This window comes from Streptomyces sp. NPDC003027, from assembly GCF_053591435.1.
In genome coordinates this window covers 1-17293 of record NZ_JBSFTU010000006.1, presented here as the reverse complement: position 1 = coordinate 17293, position 17293 = coordinate 1, and the positions used below count along the sequence as shown (strand labels likewise).

General features: G+C 68.6%; 14 protein-coding genes. 7 read left to right on the top strand and 7 right to left on the bottom strand.

Annotation, left to right across the window (positions count from 1 at the left end; translation table 11 throughout):
• From yidC to ACWDX6_RS06810, 6 genes are all read left to right on the top strand, one after another.
• Complete coding sequence (gene yidC, locus ACWDX6_RS06835; protein ID WP_451483880.1) at window positions 1-1299, top strand: membrane protein insertase YidC; 1299 nt, start codon at window positions 1-3, stop codon at window positions 1297-1299.
• Window positions 1300-1313: 14 nt separating this feature from the next.
• Entirely contained in the window at window positions 1314-1826 is a 513-nt protein-coding gene (locus ACWDX6_RS06830) for a Jag family protein (protein ID WP_451483879.1), read from the top strand.
• Between the two features lie 116 nt (window positions 1827-1942).
• Window positions 1943-2659: a 16S rRNA (guanine(527)-N(7))-methyltransferase RsmG gene (rsmG, locus tag ACWDX6_RS06825; protein WP_451483878.1), complete on the top strand. Its 717-nt coding sequence runs from the start codon at window positions 1943-1945 to the stop codon at window positions 2657-2659.
• 267 nt (window positions 2660-2926) lie between these two features.
• A complete protein-coding gene (locus ACWDX6_RS06820) occupies window positions 2927-4003 on the top strand; it encodes an AAA family ATPase (protein WP_403292738.1) in 1077 nt (358 codons plus the stop codon).
• A complete protein-coding gene (locus ACWDX6_RS06815) occupies window positions 4000-5118 on the top strand; it encodes a ParB/RepB/Spo0J family partition protein (protein ID WP_451483877.1) in 1119 nt (372 codons plus the stop codon). Before ACWDX6_RS06820 ends, ACWDX6_RS06815 begins: the two co-directional genes overlap by 4 nt.
• A 159-nt stretch (window positions 5119-5277) precedes the next feature.
• Entirely contained in the window at window positions 5278-5895 is a 618-nt protein-coding gene (locus ACWDX6_RS06810; RefSeq protein ID WP_356887251.1) for a GNAT family N-acetyltransferase, read from the top strand.
• 107 nt (window positions 5896-6002) lie between these two features.
• Here the strand turns inward: ACWDX6_RS06810 and trxA are convergent, their stop codons facing one another.
• The 7 genes from trxA to ACWDX6_RS06775 form a co-directional block, all read right to left on the bottom strand.
• A complete protein-coding gene (gene trxA, locus ACWDX6_RS06805) occupies window positions 6003-6347 on the bottom strand; it encodes a thioredoxin (protein WP_356887253.1) in 345 nt (114 codons plus the stop codon).
• A gap of 49 nt (window positions 6348-6396) precedes the next feature.
• Entirely contained in the window at window positions 6397-7371 is a 975-nt protein-coding gene (gene trxB, locus ACWDX6_RS06800; RefSeq protein WP_451483876.1) for a thioredoxin-disulfide reductase, read from the bottom strand.
• 127 nt (window positions 7372-7498) lie between these two features.
• A complete protein-coding gene (locus ACWDX6_RS06795; protein ID WP_451483875.1) occupies window positions 7499-8065 on the bottom strand; it encodes a hypothetical protein in 567 nt (188 codons plus the stop codon).
• A gap of 347 nt (window positions 8066-8412) precedes the next feature.
• A complete protein-coding gene (sigM, locus tag ACWDX6_RS06790) occupies window positions 8413-9117 on the bottom strand; it encodes an RNA polymerase sigma factor SigM (protein ID WP_451483874.1) in 705 nt (234 codons plus the stop codon).
• A 24-nt stretch (window positions 9118-9141) separates the two neighbouring features.
• Window positions 9142-10851 carry a protein kinase family protein gene (locus tag ACWDX6_RS06785; RefSeq protein ID WP_451483873.1) on the bottom strand — a complete coding sequence of 570 codons (1710 nt, stop codon included), beginning with the start codon at window positions 10849-10851 and terminating at the stop codon, window positions 9142-9144.
• Between the two features lie 116 nt (window positions 10852-10967).
• On the bottom strand, window positions 10968-13214 hold the full coding sequence (murJ, locus tag ACWDX6_RS06780; RefSeq protein WP_451483872.1) for a murein biosynthesis integral membrane protein MurJ: 2247 nt from the start codon (window positions 13212-13214) through the stop codon (window positions 10968-10970).
• Between the two features lie 45 nt (window positions 13215-13259).
• On the bottom strand, window positions 13260-15548 hold the full coding sequence (locus ACWDX6_RS06775) for a DUF6049 family protein (RefSeq protein WP_451483871.1): 2289 nt from the start codon (window positions 15546-15548) through the stop codon (window positions 13260-13262).
• Window positions 15549-15731: 183 nt separating this feature from the next.
• Here ACWDX6_RS06775 and ACWDX6_RS06770 point away from each other — a divergent pair, with 183 nt between their 5' ends.
• Window positions 15732-17174: a CCA tRNA nucleotidyltransferase gene (locus ACWDX6_RS06770; RefSeq protein WP_451483870.1), complete on the top strand. Its 1443-nt coding sequence runs from the start codon at window positions 15732-15734 to the stop codon at window positions 17172-17174.
• Window positions 17175-17293 lie beyond the last annotated feature (119 nt).

Below are 17293 nucleotides of genomic sequence, written 5' to 3'. Positions count from 1 at the left end.
GTGGACACGATTGCCAGTTTTTTCAGCTTCATCACCTGGCCCGTTTCCTGGGTCATCGTCCAGTTCCACAAGGTGTACGGGGCGATCTTCGGTCCTGACACGGGCTGGGCCTGGGGCCTGTCGATCGTGTCCCTGGTGGTGCTGATCCGGATCTGCCTGATCCCGCTGTTCGTCAAGCAGATCAAGTCCACCCGGAACATGCAGGCGCTCCAGCCGAAGATGAAGGCGATCCAGGAGCGCTACAAGAGCGACAAGCAGCGTCAGTCCGAAGAGATGATGAAGCTGTACAAGGAGACGGGCACCAACCCGCTCTCCTCGTGCCTTCCCATCCTGGCGCAGTCACCGTTCTTCTTCGCGCTCTACCACGTGCTCTCCAACATCGCCGAGGGCGACGAGGTCGGTGTCATCAACCGGTCGCTGCTCGAGAGTGCGCGAGAGGCGCACATCTTCGGTGCCCCGCTGGCCGCGACCTTCACCGACAGTGCTCAGCACGTCGCCGCCCTCGACGCCTCGCTGACCTCGGTCCGCATCGTCACCGCGATCATGATCGTCCTGATGTCGGCCTCGCAGTTCTACACGCAGCGCCAGCTGATGATGAAGAACGTCGACCTCTCCGTGAAGACGCCGTACATGCAGCAGCAGAAGATGCTCATGTACATCTTCCCGGTGATCTTCGCCGTCATGGGCATCAACTTCCCCGTCGGTGTTCTCGTCTACTGGCTGACCACCAACGTGTGGACCATGGGCCAGCAGATGTACGTGATCAGCCAGAACCCGACCCCGGGCAGCAAGGCGCAGGACTCCTACCTCCAGCGGCTGCTGAAGAGCATCACCTCCCACGGTGAGGTCCGGGGCCGTCGCCGGAAGAGCGTCGTCAAGGCCATCGTCGCCAAGGGCAGCGACCGCAACGAGAACGAGCGCCGCTTCTTCGCGGGCCTGTCGAAGGCCGGCTTCGCCGCCCAGGCCGACGGCACCGTGATCAAGAGCGACATCGTCACGGCCGAGACCGAGGGCGGCGCCGCTGCCAGGCGGCAGCAGCCCAAGCGTCAGACCAAGGCGAAGCGCCAGGCTTCCACGAGCCAGCAGTCCATGGCGAAGGCCACCGAGGACGCCGCCGAGGAGCCCACCACCTCGCTGGAGAAGAAGCCGCAGGACTCGGCTCAGGATTCCGCCAAGGAATCGGCGCAGGGCGACAAGCCCGGGCGGCCGAGCCGGGCGAACTCCGGGGCCTCCCGGCAGACAAAGTCCGGTCAGCGCAAGGGCCAGCAGCGGCCCAAGCACCCGTCGTCCAAGAAGTAGAAGGAGTCCATCCCGTGACGGAAGGCACCACCTCCGCCGCCGTAGAGGGTGGCGACACCCTGACCCGCCTGGAGCAGGAGGGCGAGATCGCGGCCGACTACCTCGAGGGTCTCCTCGACATCGCCGACCTCGATGGCGATATCGACATGGACGTCGAGGCCGACCGGGCCGCGGTCTCCATCGTCAGCGACTCGAGCAGCCGTGATCTACAGAAGCTCGTGGGCCGCGACGGCGAGGTGCTGGAGGCTCTCCAGGAGCTGACCCGCCTGGCTGTGCACCGGGAGACCGGTGACCGCAGTCGGCTGATGCTCGACATCGCCGGGTTCCGCGCCAGGAAGCGCGAAGAACTCGCCGAGATCGGCGCTAAGGCGGCGGACGAGGTGAAGTCCACCGGGGCCCCGGTCAAGCTGGACCCGATGACCCCGTTCGAGCGCAAGGTCGTGCACGACTCGGTCGCCGCCGCCGGCCTGCGCAGTGAGTCCGAGGGCGAGGAGCCGCAGCGCTTCGTCGTCGTCCTCCCTGCCTGACCCCTCTCGCAGTGTCGGCCCCGTCTGCTCGCAGGCGGGGCCGATCTTTGTCAGCCTGATAGTCAGCCACGACAGTGCCTCGCACGGTATGCGTGCGGTGCGGAAGGACGGTTCCCGTGACGGAGGCAGCGGAGCTCCCCCCTGCGCCTGAGCAGGCCCAGACGGTATTCGGTGAGTACTTCCCGGAGGCCGTCCGGTACGCGGAGCTCCTCGCGGACGCGGGAGTCAAGCGCGGGCTGATCGGCCCACGCGAGGTTCCCCGCCTGTGGGAGCGCCATCTGCTGAACTGCGCGGTGCTCTCGGAGGTGGTTCCCGAGGGCGTCGCCGTCTGCGACGTCGGCTCAGGTGCCGGGCTGCCCGGAATCCCCCTGGCCCTGGTCCGGCCCGATCTCAAGATCACGCTCCTGGAGCCGCTGCTTCGCCGGACGAACTTCCTTCAGGAGGTCGTGGAGCTGCTGGGGCTCGACCATGTGACGGTGGTCCGAGGCCGTGCCGAGGAGATGCTCGGCAAGCTGCCACCCGTACATGTGGTGACCGCTCGCGCTGTGGCCCCGCTCGATCGGCTGGCCGGCTGGGGCGTTCCCCTGCTGCGCCCGTACGGCGAGATGCTGGCCCTGAAGGGGGACACCGCCGAAGAGGAGATCAACGGTGCCCGCGCCGCGCTCTCCAAGCTCGGTGTGGTGAAGACCTCGGTGCTCCAGGTCGGCGAGGGGATCGTGGATCCGCTGTCGACCGTCGTACGGGTCGAGGTGGGGGAGAGCCCGGGCGGTGTGCGTTTCGCCGCCAAGCGGGCCAAGGCTGCCCGCCCGAGCCGCACCCGCCGACGCCGCTGAGCCCTCGATGTCACACCACTGAGCCGTACAAGCTGCCATACGTACGTATTTCGGAGTGTCGAGCGGTCCTGGGTCTGCGGCGAGTGCATCGTGTTTCACGTGAAACGTCGCTCACTGCTGCAGGGGATCATCAGCCGCGGCCGCGCGGCTGCCACGCCCGGGGACCGCAAACCGCCTGTGAAGCCCCCCGCGAGGGTGAGGGGATTGTCCACAGAGGTGGATTCATCCACAGAACCACGGGCCTCGCTGGTTCACGACCCCGAAAGCATGGCACGCTCTGTTCATCGCGAGCCTGAAGCCGAGGAGAGTGAATCCTTGCGGTCCAACGCCAACATCGCGGGACCGATGACCGATCCGGTCCCCGGTCCCCGAACCGAATCGGTGGGGGAGGATGTTTCACGTGAAACACCGCCCCCGATGGACGACACCCCCATTGGTCGTGCTGCCCAGCTGGCAGTAGAGGCGCTGGGTCGTGCCGGCGAGGGCCTGCCCCGGCCTCCCCAGACCCGCGTGATGGTGGTCGCCAACCAGAAGGGCGGAGTAGGCAAGACGACCACGACGGTCAACCTTGCCGCTTCCCTGGCGCTGCACGGCGCGCGGGTCCTGGTGATCGACCTCGACCCCCAGGGCAACGCCTCGACGGCACTGGGCATCGACCACCATGCCGACGTCCCCTCGATCTATGACGTTCTGGTGGAGAGCAAGCCGCTCTCCGACGTCGTGCAGCCCGTCCAGGATGTCGAAGGCCTCTTCTGCGCCCCTGCCACCATCGATCTCGCCGGTGCGGAGATCGAGCTGGTGTCGTTGGTGGCGCGTGAGAGCCGGCTCCAGCGAGCGATCCAGGCGTACGAGCAGCCGCTGGACTACATCCTGATCGACTGCCCGCCCTCCCTTGGTCTGCTCACGGTCAACGCCATGGTGGCGGGGGCCGAGGTGCTGATCCCGATCCAGTGCGAGTACTACGCGCTGGAGGGCTTGGGCCAGCTCCTGCGGAATGTCGAACTGGTGCGGGGGCACCTCAACCCCACGCTCCATGTCTCGACGATTCTGCTCACCATGTACGACGGCCGGACGAGGCTCGCGTCCCAGGTCGCCGACGAGGTGCGCAGTCACTTCGGCGAAGAGGTGCTGCGGACCAGCATTCCGAGGTCCGTACGGATCTCGGAGGCGCCGAGCTACGGACAGACCGTACTGACGTACGACCCGGGCTCCAGTGGTTCACTGTCGTATCTCGAGGCGGCCCGCGAGATCGCGTTTCGCGGAGTCGGTATCCACTACGACGCCCAGAACGCCCATGTGGGTCAGCAGAACAGCCAGCGAAGCATGTCGGAGGGGATTCAGTGAGTGAGCGACGTAGGGGATTGGGGCGTGGGCTCGGTGCGCTGATCCCTGCTGCTCCCCAGGAGCGGCAGGCGCCGGCCGTCGGCATGGGGTCGGGATCGACCTCGCCCGGTGCCATTCCGGCACTGTCGTCGGATCGAGGCGTGGCTGCGGCGAAGGTGGCAGCCCTTCCGCAGAGCCCGCAGTCCCCCGACGCCGCAGTGCCGGTCCCCGTGCCGGCGGCCGAAGCAGAGCCGGTTGCGGAGCTGGACTCCCCCGCCGGGGCGCACTTCGCCGAGCTGCCGCTGGAGTTCATCACGCCCAACCCGCGCCAGCCTCGTGAGGTCTTCGACGAGGACGCGCTGGCGGAGCTGGTGACCTCCATCAAGGAGGTCGGCCTGCTGCAGCCCGTCGTCGTAAGGCAGTTGGGTCCCGAGCGTTATGAACTCATCATGGGTGAGCGCCGTTGGAGGGCCTGTCGTGAGGCGGGTCTGGAGCGTATCCCCGCGATCGTTCGCGCCACGGACGACGAGAAGCTTCTGCTGGATGCTCTCCTGGAGAACCTGCACCGGGCTCAGTTGAACCCGCTGGAAGAGGCGGCCGCCTACGACCAGCTGCTCAAGGACTTCAACTGCACCCATGACCAGCTGGCCGATCGGATCGGGCGTTCACGCCCCCAGGTCTCCAACACGCTGCGTCTGCTGCGGCTCTCGCCCCCGGTGCAGCGTCGGGTCGCTGCCGGTGTTCTGTCGGCCGGACATGCCCGCGCCCTGCTCTCCGTGGACGACCCGGAGACCCAGGACAAGCTGGCGTACCGGATCGTGGCGGAAGGGCTTTCGGTGCGTGCGGTCGAGGAGATCGTCACGCTGATGGGCTCGGAGCCCACCTCCACCACCAAGCCGAAGGGGCCGCGTGCGGGGGCTCGTGTCTCTCCGGCGCTCACTGACCTGGCCTCCCGGCTCTCGGATCGCTTCGAGACCCGGGTGAAGGTCGACCTTGGCCAGAAGAAGGGCAAGATCGTCGTCGAGTTCGCCTCGGTGGAGGATCTCGATCGGATCCTCGCGACGCTGGCGCCCGGAGAGGGGCGCGTCATGGACCTCGGCAACGCCGAGCAGGGTGAGGACGACGACGAGGGCTGACCCGCCCAGCAGCCTGTCCCCAGGGCGGGCCGTGATCCGGTGAAGACCGGGACACGGCCCGCCCTTTGGCTGTGGACGGTATCGCCCTGATCGCCCCATCGATACGATTCTGGAAGGGCGTATCCGTGCTGCGTAGGCCGAGGGAAGCGAGGAAGAGCCGTGGGGCGTCGGCTTGTACCGCTCACGCTGGACAACCTTCCGGACCTCCCCAAACGGTGTCGCTCCTGTGTCTTCTGGGAGCTCGACCCGGTCAGTGGCGAGGCCGCGGTGAAGGCAGGACGACCAGAGCTGGAGAAGGAGGCATGGATCTCCGCCGTGCTCCTGGAATGGGGATCCTGCGGTCGGGTCGTCTATGTCGACGAGGTGCCCGTCGGCTTCGTTCTCTATGCGCCCCCGGCCTATGTGCCCCGCTCCATGGCCTTCCCCACCAGTCCGGTCTCCGCGGACGCCGTGCAGCTGATGACGGCCTGGATCATGCCGGGGTACCAGGGGCAGGGGCTGGGCCGGACGATGGTGCAGACCGTTGCAAAGGATCTGCTGCGGCGTGGCTTCAAGGCGATCGAGGCGTTCGGCGACGCTCGGTGGAAGGAACCCGCCTGTGTGCTGCCGGCGGAGCATCTGCTGGCGGTGGGGTTCAAAACCGTCCGGCCTCACCCCGCCCATCCTCGGCTGAGGCTCGAACTCAGAACCACTCTCTCCTGGAAGGAGGACGTGGAGCTGGCGCTGGACCGACTCCTCGGCGCGGTGCAGAAGGAGCCGGCCCTTCGGCCTCTCTAACCCTCACGCGAGCCCCGGCAGCCGACCTTGCATGAGCCCGTACGACGACGGCCCGCCCCGTCAGGGGCGGGCCGTCGCTGTTTCACGTGAAACATGGCGCAGGCTGGTCAGCCCTTGGCGACCTCGTCGGAGACGAAGCCCTCGAGGTCGCGAAGGATCGCGGCCTTCGGCTTGGCGCCGACGATGGTCTTCACGACCTCACCGTTCTGGTACACGTTCAGCGTCGGGATCGACATGACGCCGTACTTGGCAGCCGTGGCCGGGTTCTCGTCGATGTTCAGCTTCACGACCTCGATCTCACCGTGCTCGGCGGCGATGGCCTCGAGCGACGGAGCGATCTGGCGGCACGGACCGCACCAGGCGGCCCAGAAGTCCACCAGGACGGGCTTGTCGCTCTTGAGGACGTCGTCCTCGAAGGAAGCGTCGGTCACGTTCTTCAGGGCGCCGGCCACGGCGGCCTCCTAAACTTCGCGGGGTGTGGGGTGAGAAATGCCGGGTGGGTCAGACCGCGGGGGTCTTCTCCGGCTCGGCGAGCTTGTCGTTGTCGGCGAGAGCAGCCAGGAACCGCTCGGCATCGAGAGCCGAGGAGCAGCCGGTGCCGGCGGCGGTGATCGCCTGACGGTAGGTGTGGTCGACCACGTCGCCGGCGCCGAAGACGCCGGGAAGGTTCGTCCGCGTCGAGGGAGCGTCGACCTTGAGGTAGCCCTCGTCATCCAGCTCGAGCTGACCCTTGAAGAGCTCGGTGCGCGGGTCGTGGCCCACGGCGATGAAGAGACCGGTGACGGGGAGCTCGCTGGTCTCGCCCGTCTTGGTGTTCCGCAGCGTCAGGCCGGTGAGCTTCTGGTCACCGTGGATCTCGGCGACCTCGCTGTCCCACGCGAACTTGATCTTCGGGTCGGCGAAGGCGCGTTCCTGCATCGCCTTCGAGGCACGCAGGGTGTCACGACGATGGACGATGGTGACCGACTTGGCGAAGCGGGAGAGGAACGTGGCCTCCTCCATCGCCGTGTCGCCGCCGCCGACGACGGCGATGTCCTGGTCCTTGAAGAAGAACCCGTCGCAGGTGGCGCACCAGGAGACACCGCGGCCGGAGAGCGTGTCCTCGTTGGGGAGACCGAGCTTGCGGTGCTGGGAGCCGGTCGTGACGATGACGGCCTTGGCGCGGTGCACGGTGCCGGCGGTGTCCGTGACGGTTTTGATGGCACCCGTCAGGTCCACGGCGACGACATCGTCCGGAACCAGCTCGGCGCCGAAACGCTCGGCCTGGGCGCGCATGTTGTCCATCAGGTCAGGGCCCATGATGCCGTCACGGAAGCCGGGGAAGTTCTCCACGTCGGTCGTGTTCATCAGGGCGCCACCAGCGGTGACTGCCCCCTCGAAGACCAGCGGCTTCAGTGACGCTCGCGCTGTGTAGAGCGCAGCGGTGTAACCCGCGGGCCCGGAGCCGATGATGATCACGTTACGGACGTCGCTCACGGGTTTCTTCCTCGTCTCTGCAGACTGCCTACTGCCTACTGTGCGGTCGGGTCGATGACTCTCACCCCACCCAACGGATCCTACGGGGCGTGCATTCCCGAGAACGCCGCGCGGCACGGCAGCGGGGTCAGGAGCGAGGGTAGGACTGCGTCAGCAGAACCTCGGCCTTCCCCTTTCCTCCGCCGTCCGCGCAGGAGGCGTCCACTACATAGGCCTGCACCTGGGAGCGTTCGGTGGGATGCGGCAGGACGAGGAGATAGGCGGGCCGACCCTCGTAGTCGCCCCTCTGGAAGGCGATGACCCCGTCGGGGCGGTCGGTACCTGCCTTGACGCATGCGGGCAGCACCTCGGCGATGCTGCGGTTCGGGGTGTCGCCCCCTTCGGCGGACATCGACTCGGGACTGCTCTCCTTGGGCGCCTTGAGAGGCGCGTCCTGGTGCAGGAGGGCCTGGACCCGGGCTTCGACCGTCTCGCCCTCGAAGCGGGTCGTGGCGGCACCGCTGACCGCCGTGTCGCTCTTCTTCTCCCCCGAGTCGCTGCCGAGGGTCTGGATGCCGCCTTGGACGAAGAACAGGCTGAGCCCCAGAGCGGCGGCCCCGAAGGCGGCGCCGAGGGCCGCGACGCGGCGCCGGTGGGCCTTGGCGGGACGGCCGGGGCCGGTGGCGGCGCGAGAGCGGCCGGCGGGCCGGTCCACGGCGGGCTTGGGAGCGGTGGACGGGCGAGTGTCTCGATGGGCGGTCGCTGTTTCACGTGAAACATGAGCGTCCGCCTCAGGCGTGGTGGCATGGAGCAGCGCTTCCGCTGCCAGAGCGGCGTCGATGCGGCCTGCGATCTCGGCGGGCATGCGCGGTGGGCCCGGCAACGTCCCCAGCAGCCCCCGGATCTCTTCCAGGGAGGACCGCACATCCGCGCACAAGGAGCAGCCGTCGACATGACGTCGTACGGCTGCGGTGCGAGACGGAGAAAGCAGCCCCTCCGTGAGGTCGGAGATCTCCGAGACGTCCGGGTGCTGTGTTGTGTCGGCCCTGCCGGTCGTGGAAGTCACGTGCGCCCACCTCCGCCCTTCACAGCAGCCGGACCATTCGATCCGTTATCCGTTGGCCCCGACACCGGTGGGACGGATGTCCCCGGCGTCCGGTTCCTTCCCCGGTCGGAGGCCTCGTTACCCCCCGTATCGGCGCGCAGATGGATGAGCATCGGCAGCAATCGGGCACGTCCTCGCGCACAGCGGCTCTTCACCGTCCCGGTGGGCACATCCAGGATGCGGGCGGCCTCGGCCACCGGGTAGCCCTGCATGTCGACGAGGACGAGAGCGGCCCGCTGGTCCCCGGGGAGCTTGGCCAACGCGGCCAGCAGTTCGCGATGGAGATCTTGGCGTTCGGCGGGCGCCTCGGCCGACTCGACCGGTTCGAGGAGCTGCTCGAAGCGCGCGGTGTCGTCCATGGGGGACGTCTTACGGGAGGCGGTCTTGCGGGCCCGGTCGAGGCAGGCGTTCACCGTGATGCGGTGGAGCCAGGTGGTGACGGCCGACTGGCCGCGGAAGGTATGGGCGGCGCGGAAGGCGGAGACGAGGGCGTCCTGGACGGCGTCAGCCGCCTCCTCGCGGTCCCCCAGCGTCCGCAGCGCCACTGCCCACAGCCGATCGCGGTGGCGCCGCACGAGCTCACCGAAGGCATCCGGGTCACCGGCTACATGGCGCGTCAGGAGTTCCTGGTCGCTGATGTCGCCGTGTATCGCATCGTCCAACGGTGACCCCCCTCCCTTCGGCCGTCAGCTGGTGATCTTGATATCCGTGACCTTGCCCCGGAAGTCGCCCTCGTTACTGGCGGGCAGCTCGGTCAGCCAGACCAGAACGTAGCGCGTCGTCACAGGCTTCGTGGGCTTCAGCGACACCTTCGTGCCGGAGCCGGACGCCTGGGTGGCGAAGCCGCCCGGAGACGTCGGCTCGGCCGAGGCGTCCGCCGGGGCGGTCCGCAGTTGCACGGAGGTGTCTCCGAGGAAGGCGATCTCGACCGAGCCGACCTGCTGGGCCTTGCCCAGGTCGAGGATGAGGCCCACGCCTTCCTTGAGCCGACCGAAGTCGGCGCTGTAGTACCCGTCGGTGTTCCAGAAACTGCTCGGGTCGCCGTCGTAGGCGTTCTTTATGCCTTGTGGCTTCTCGGAGCCGGAACCGAGCGGGTCGAAGTCGCGGGCACCGATGATCGCGATCGGCTTGCCCGTCGCCACCTTCTCCTTCTCGTCGTCGGTGTTCTGCGGCTGCGTGTTCTGCGGGGTCTCGGTGTCCTTGTTCCGCTGGTCCAGCAGCCGGTCGGCGATCTGCCAGCTGCCCAGTCCCAGGGCGGCGATGAGCAGCGCGGAGACGGCCCACTTCAGGGCCCGCCCGGTACGGGTCTCCAGGGGCGCCGGCGGGACGACCACGGGCTGGGTGGCCGCGCCCGGGCGCTGCTGCGGCCGGCCGTACGTGCCCTGCTGATAAGTGGTGCGCTGGTAGTCGGGCGGTGTGGGGAACTCTGGCTCCGGCGGGCGGATGCGAGGCATCGCCGCCACGGCCTTGGCGAGTTCGTCCGGGGTGGTGCAGGGAGGCTCTTGGCGTGAGGCGGTGGCGCCGTCGTTGACCAGGGCGCGCATGGCGATCTCGGACAGACCGCGGTGGACCCCGGCCCGTACCTGGTCGGGAGCCAGCAGCCCCACGCCCTTGGGAAGGCCGGAGAGGCCGTAGGCGTCACTGTCGTACGGCCAGCGCTGGGTCAGGGCCGCGTACAGCAGGGCCCCGATCGCCTCGGTGTCGGTGCGCTGGGGGCGCTCGGCGCTGATGCCGCGGAGTGCGGCGTTCACGGCGAGACCACGGATCCGGTACTGGCCGGTGGAGCTGCGCAGTACGGCGCTCGGGGTGAGACGAAGGTGGGCCAGTCCCTCGCGGTGGGCGGCTGCCATGGCCTGGGAGACCTGGCTGACGAGCTGGTAGGCGTCGTGCGGTTCCAACGGCCCCGACGCGAGCAGCGTCGTGAGCTCCGTGGAGTCGGGGAGCCACTCGTGCACCACGTACACGAGGTCGTTCTCCTCGACCGCGTCGAGGACCTGGACGAAGCGGGGGTCGCCGAGCAGCGCCGCGGAGCGGGCGGCGGCGAGCACCGAACGGGCCCGGGGGTGGTCCGCGGGCAGGAGATGGACGCCGACCGCCCGGCGCAGTTTCTCGTCGACGGCTCGCCAACTGCTGAAACCGTCCAGACGGGTGACGCACTCCTCGAGGCGGTAGCGCCTGGCCAGTTTGTGCCCGCTGTGCAGCTCGGGTGTCTCGATGGAGGGGGGTTCGCCGTTCTGCCGGTTGTCGGCCTCGTTGTCCGCGTCGTCGGCGGACTTCTCCGCCTTGTCCTGCGCTTTCGCCACCCCGTCGGTCGCGGCCTTGCCCGCCTTGGCGGTCAGCGGGTCGTCACCGCTGTTGTCGGCCACGTCGACGGCAGCCGTGCTACGTTCCGCCACCGTCGTTCCTGCCTCCCCATCCGTTGCGCCACATCCAACAGCCAAGCCAATTGTGCCCACAGTCGGCCGCTATGCACGACACACGGCGGCCGACGATGGTTGTGCGGGACGGTGTCCTACCGTCCGAGGCGCCCACGGACCATACCGACCATGGAGTTCAGCTCCTCGATCCGCATGCGCTTGGCCGCTACGAAGAAGACGCCGAGCAGGACGACACCGCCGACGGTCAGGGCCACGAGGGAGCCGAGAGCCCCTTCGCCCAGGGCCTTCAGAAGGCCGAAGCCGACCGCCCCGGCCACGATCGCCGCGGGCAGCGAGGCCAGACAGAGCCGAGCGTAGGTCCGCATCACATGGGCGCCGTCCAGGTCACCGCCCAGCCGGTTGCGCAGTCGGCGCCAGGCGACGCCGACACCGACGGCGTAGGCGAGACCGTACGAGGCGGCCATGCCGACGACGGCCCACTGGGCCGGCAGTACGAAGTAACAGGCGGCCGAGGCCGCCGCGTTGACGGCGGCGACGATGACCGTGTTGTAGAACGGCGTCCGGGTGTCCTCGTAGGCGTAGAAGCCGCGGAGGACGACGTACTGGACCGAGTACGGGATGAGTCCGAGGCCGAAGGCCATCAGGATGAAGCCCATGCCCTGGGCGGCCTGGAGGCCGCTGGAGGCGTACAGCAGGGTGCACATCGGGACGCCGAGGGCCAGGAAGGCGAAGGAGACCGGGACGATCGCGACGGCGGAGTTCCGCAGCCCCTGCGAGATGTCGTCCCGGACGGCGCCGGGGTCGTCGTCGTGGGCCGCGCGGGAGATGCGGGGCAGAAGGGCGGCCATGACGGAGACGGTGATGATGGCCTGCGGCATGCCCCAGATCAGCTGGGCGTTGGAGTACGCGAGGAAGCCCGCGCCGCTCCTGCCGGACTCCTCACCGGCCGCGGTGGCGAGCTGAGTGACGACCAGAACGCCGGCCTGGTTGGCGAGGACGAACAGCACGGTCCACTTGGCGAGTTTGACCGTCTTGCCGAGGCCGTGGCCCTTCCAGTCGAAGCGGGGCCGGAATCGGAAGCCCGCTTCCCGGAGGTAGGGGATCATCGCCAGGGCCTGGACGACCAGGCCGAGCAGGGTGCCGATGCCGAGCAGGCGGACGCCGTCGTCGGGAATGGTCTGCACCCCCATCTGGGACTCGGCCGAGGTGCCGTAGACCCAGATGAACAGGCCGAACGTGACGATCATGACGATGTTGTTGAGGACCGGGGTCCACATCATCGCCCCGAACCTGCCCCTGGCGTTGAGGATCTGACCCATGACCACGTGCACGCCCATGAAGAAGATGGTGGGCAGGCAGTAGCGGGCGAAGGTCACGGCGACGCTGTTGGCCGCGGCGTCGTCGGCGATGGTGTTGGACATCAGCCGGATCAGCAGGGGTGCCGCGAAGACGGCGATCGCGACGATCGCGCCCAGGGCCACCATGACCAGGGTCAGCAGGCGGTTGGCGTACGCCTCGCCGCCGTCCTCGTCGTTCTTCATCGAGCGGACCAGCTGCGGCACGAACACCGAGTTGAGGCCGCCGCCGATGGTGAGGATGTAGATCATCGTCGGCAGGGTGTACGCGACGGTGAAGGTGTCACCGAGCAGGGCGGCACCGAGGGCGCCGGTGATCACCAGGCTGCGGACGAAGCCGGTGAGACGGGACACCAGGGTGCCGGCAGCCATCACCGCGCTCGACTTCAGCAGCCCGGAGGCGCGGCCGGTCTTCTTCGGGGCGGGGGCGGGCATCGGATTCGGCTCCGGAGCGGGCGGAGGCACCTGTCCGGGGGTCTGCTGGTCCCGGAAGAGGTGAGCGAAGGCGTCCGGCTCGGGCTGCTCGTCGCCGGCCCTGGTTACCAGGTCGTCCACGCCGGTGAACTGGACCGTGCGGGCGTCGTCGCCGTAGGGCAGATGGCGCGATGGGCCGTCGGGCTCGGGCGCGGGTGTCTGCGCCCAGACCCGCGGGTCAGGGGCGTGCGGGGGTGCGGCCGGCTGCTGGTAGAGCGGCTGAGGCTCCTGGTAGGTCCCCGGCGGCGGCGGTGGGTGCGCCGCGCGGTCGTAGAGCGCTTCGGTCACCGGGTCCTGCGCGGACAGGTCCTGTGCCCGGTAGGGATCGTGGGCATAGGCCTCCTGGACATAGGGGTCCTGGGGGAGCTGATCCTGTCCGTGCTGATCCTGTCTCTGCTGATCCCGGACGGGCTGGTTCAGCGCGTAGGGGTCAGGAGCGGCCTGCGGCGGAACCGGCGCCTGGCCGGGGCCCGTGGACGCCGGGGGCGTTCCACCGGACGGCTCGGTGCCGCCCGCGCCCTGGCCGCGGTCACCGTCGTACGGCGCGTTCATGGTTACCCCACCTCATCGTCCCCGGCCGACCGGCCACGACATCGCTCAACGGTCCACTTTCTCACTCACGCCCGACGGGTTGCCGCTTTCGGGACCGGTGTCCGGTGTCGGGTCACTCGGCTGCTCGGGATCGTCGTCCTCCGCGGCCTCCGCTTCGGCGCTTCTGGCCGCCGCGCGCTTGCGCTGGGTGTACATCCGTACGCCGGCGAGGACGAGCAGAAGCACACCGCCGGCGAGGACGAGCATCACGGTCGACGTGATCTCGGAGACCTTCACGGTGAAGGTCATCGGCTCACCGTAAGGCTTGCCGTCCTCGGTGAAGAGCTGGGCCGTCATGGGGACCGGTCCGTTGGCGTTGGCCGAGGCGGTGAACTTCACCGACTGGCTGTGCCCGCCGTTGATCTTGACCGGACGTTCGGCGACGGCGACACCGCCGTTGAGCTGCAGACGGGTCTTGTTACCGGGGGTCAGCCGCAGCACCAGGTGGTCCACGCCCTGGAGCAGCCTGTTCTGGACGGTCACCGGGATGGTGGCGCTGCGCCCGGAGAGCATGAGATCGGACTTGTCGATCAGTTCGACCTCTTTGGTGAGGCCTCGCAGATAGTTCAGTACGCCGATCCGGTACAGCGAGGCCGAGGGGCCCTGGCCTCGCCAGGACGTGGACATCTCACGGCTGATCGCGTTGCCGAAGGGAGTCACCACCCGATCCGGCTGGGTCAGGATGACCTTGAAATCGTCCAGCTCCTCGCGGGTGGCCTTCATGTCCCGGAATGCCTCCGCCGGCAGTTCCCGCTTGCGCAGCTCCTGCGGATAACGGGAGGCGCTGGGCACCTTGGTCGTGGCGTCCGGGTCCGGCTTCGCCGCGGCGGCGGCGATCAGATCGAGCGGCTGCGTCCAGCGTTGGGCGGCCAGCCCGTGCAGCGCGGTCGCCATGCTCTGTGCCTGGGCAGTCGTCAGCATCCGCTGCGGGGCGACCACGACGCTGCGCTGCTGGTCGGGCTGCTCCAGGGTGACGGCCAGCGACTGGGCCAGGAACTCCTGGACGGCGAGCGTGGAGCTGCCCGTGCGGACCATGTCGCCCTCGAACGCCGTCGAGAGATAGGCGTCGCTGACGATGGCGGTGGTGCCGCCGCCGATGGGCCGCGCGGCCGTGGGGGTGTAGGGAAGATCGTCCTGGAAGCTGTCGCTGCGGGCGATCACCTTGTGGGCGCCGGCCGAGGTCGCCACATCCATGATCGAGGGGTCGACGGCTCCGTCGACCGGCCAGGAGAAGTCGGTGGACGGTGTCACATGGAGCGTGGTCTCCACGGTCCTCGCGGCCAGCTCCGTCGCCAGCTGGAGATGGCTCAGCGATCCGGGGACGTCCTTCCCGCGGTGCGCCAGGGAGGCGATGTCCGGGTCGGCGAACGGCAGGGCGACGACCTTGCTGTCCGCCACCGCCTTCTCCAGCGAGTCCAGCCACCGCTCGGCGACCGCCTGGTTGTTCCCCGGCACGGTGTCCGTGCCCGCCTTGACGCGGTAGCTGCCGGTCATGGCATCGACGGTGGCGAGCAGGTCCGGATCGATCACCCAGGTGACCGGAAGGTCCTTGCCCAGCGCGACCATCTGCTCCAGGCGTCCGCCCGGGGCGAGCTCGGCCGCCAGCTCGTCGTTCTCGAAGACCGGCGTCTGCTGATCGTCGGATCCGGTCTCCGCCGATACATGGGCCGAGGAGACGAGTGGCCAGAGAGCGGTGAGCTGCGTCTTCTTCTCCGTGGCTTCGGGCTGGTAGGGCAGGAAGGTCCGCTCGATGCCGAGGACCCGCCCGCCGGGCTGCGTGACCGTCCGCCCCGAGAGGGAGACGCCCAGCTGGTAGACGCCCGCGTCCTCGAGTCCCAGCTTGGAGACCGGGACGGAGAGGGTGAACTCCTTGCTGAGGCCGGCCGCCAGCAGCGGGATCTTGACGGTATGGGCGCCGCTGAGCGCAGCCGGATCGCTGCCCGGCCGGAAGCCGGTCCGACCGGAAATCTGGTCGATCTCGCTTCGGCTCGTCATGCGGGGGCCGACACGGAGGTCCACCGTGGCATCGGTGACGGCTTGCTTGCTCTGGTTCGTCACCGTGCCGGAGATCGTGAGGGTGTCGCTCTCCAGAGGGGCGGTCGGAGTGAGCGTGTCGAGGGACACACTGACCGTCCTGGACCCGGCCACCTCGTCGGCGGCCGTCGCCGGAGGCGCGGCGGGGCCCGGCAGGAGTCCGGCCAGAAGCGGCGCTCCGATGACCAGGGAGGCCGCGCGCCGCAGCCAGCGACGGGCAGGTGAGGGAAGGGTCCCCTGGTTGTCTGCCGCCTCGGCCACGCGTTCGCCCGTCCTCGTCGTATCAGTGGTGTCGGTGGTTCCCGGTTGCTGTGTCCACGCATGGTAACGAGGCACGCTGTGGCCAAGTGCCGGGGACTGCTCCAGCTGATCGGAGGGAAGCGGCCGAGGACGGGGGAAAATCCAGGACGCTGCCGGGGGCCGGGGCACGTACCCTTTTCTGTTGTGCCGAACGCCAACGAAGACACCCCGACTGCACTGAGCCAGGTGCAACGCCGCGCGGTCAGTGAACTGCTGCGTGTGTCCCCTGTCGCCGACGACCTCGCGCTCCGTTTCCAGGAGGCCGGGTTCAGCCTCGCGCTGGTCGGCGGCTCGGTACGGGATGCGTTGCTCGGCAGGCTCGGCAATGACCTCGACTTCACGACCGACGCCCGCCCGGAGGAGGTCCTGAAGATCGTCCGCCCCTGGGCCGACGCGGTCTGGGAGGTCGGGATCGCCTTCGGAACGGTCGGCTGCCAGAAGAGTGGCTACCAGATCGAGGTCACGACGTACCGCTCGGAGGCGTACGACCGCACCTCGCGCAAGCCCGAGGTCTCCTACGGCGACTCGATCGAGGAGGACCTCGTCCGGCGCGATTTCACGGTCAACGCCATGGCCGTTGCCCTCCCGGCGAAGGACTTCATCGACCCGCACGGTGGGCTCGAGGACCTCTCCGGGCGAGTGCTGCGCACCCCGGGAACGCCGGAGGAGTCCTTCTCCGACGACCCTCTGCGCATGATGCGCGCGGCGCGCTTCGCCGCGCAGCTGGACTTCGAGGTGGCGCCCGAGGTCGTCACGGCGATGACCCAGATGGCCGGCCGTATCGAGATCGTCTCCGCCGAGCGCGTCCGTGACGAGCTCAACAAGCTGCTGCTCTCCGCCCACCCCCGTAAGGGGCTCGGACTGCTCGTCGACACCGGTCTCGCCGATCATGTGCTGCCCGAGCTTCCGGCGCTGCGGCTGGAGAGTGACGAGCACCACCGGCACAAGGACGTCTACGAGCACTCCCTGACGGTTCTCGACCAGGCGATCGACCTGGAGGAGGACGGGCCGGACCTGGTGCTGCGGCTGGCGGCCCTGCTCCACGACATCGGCAAGCCGCGTACCCGGCGCTTCGAGAAGGACGGTCGCGTCTCCTTCCACCACCACGAGGTGGTCGGCGCGAAGATGACCAAGAAGCGCATGACCGCACTCAAGTACTCCAACGACATGATCAAGGACGTCTCCCGCCTGGTGGAGCTGCATCTGCGCTTCCACGGCTACGGAATGGGCGAGTGGACCGACTCGGCGGTGCGTCGCTATGTGCGTGATGCGGGTCCCCTGCTCTCGCGGCTCCACAAGCTGACGCGCTCCGACTGCACCACCCGGAACAAGAAGAAGGCCGGTGCCCTCTCTCGCGCCTACGACGGGCTGGAGGAGCGCATCGCGCAGCTCCAGGAGCAGGAGGAGCTGGAGGCCATCAGGCCCGACCTGGACGGCAACCAGATTCAGGAGCTGCTGGGCATTCGTCCGGGCCCGGCCGTCGGCCAGGCGTACAAGTTCCTGCTGGAGCTGCGACTGGAGAACGGGCCCATGGAGCATGAGGCGGCCGTTGCCGCCCTCAAGGAGTGGTGGGCGGCTCAGAGCTGAGTCGAGAGGAGTCGATGTTTCACGTGAAACAAACACAGGGGGGGGGCGCCCAGGGGGGTTTGTTTAAATTAAAAAAAAACCCCAACACAGTGGAGGGGGCGCCCCCACAACAAGAGGGA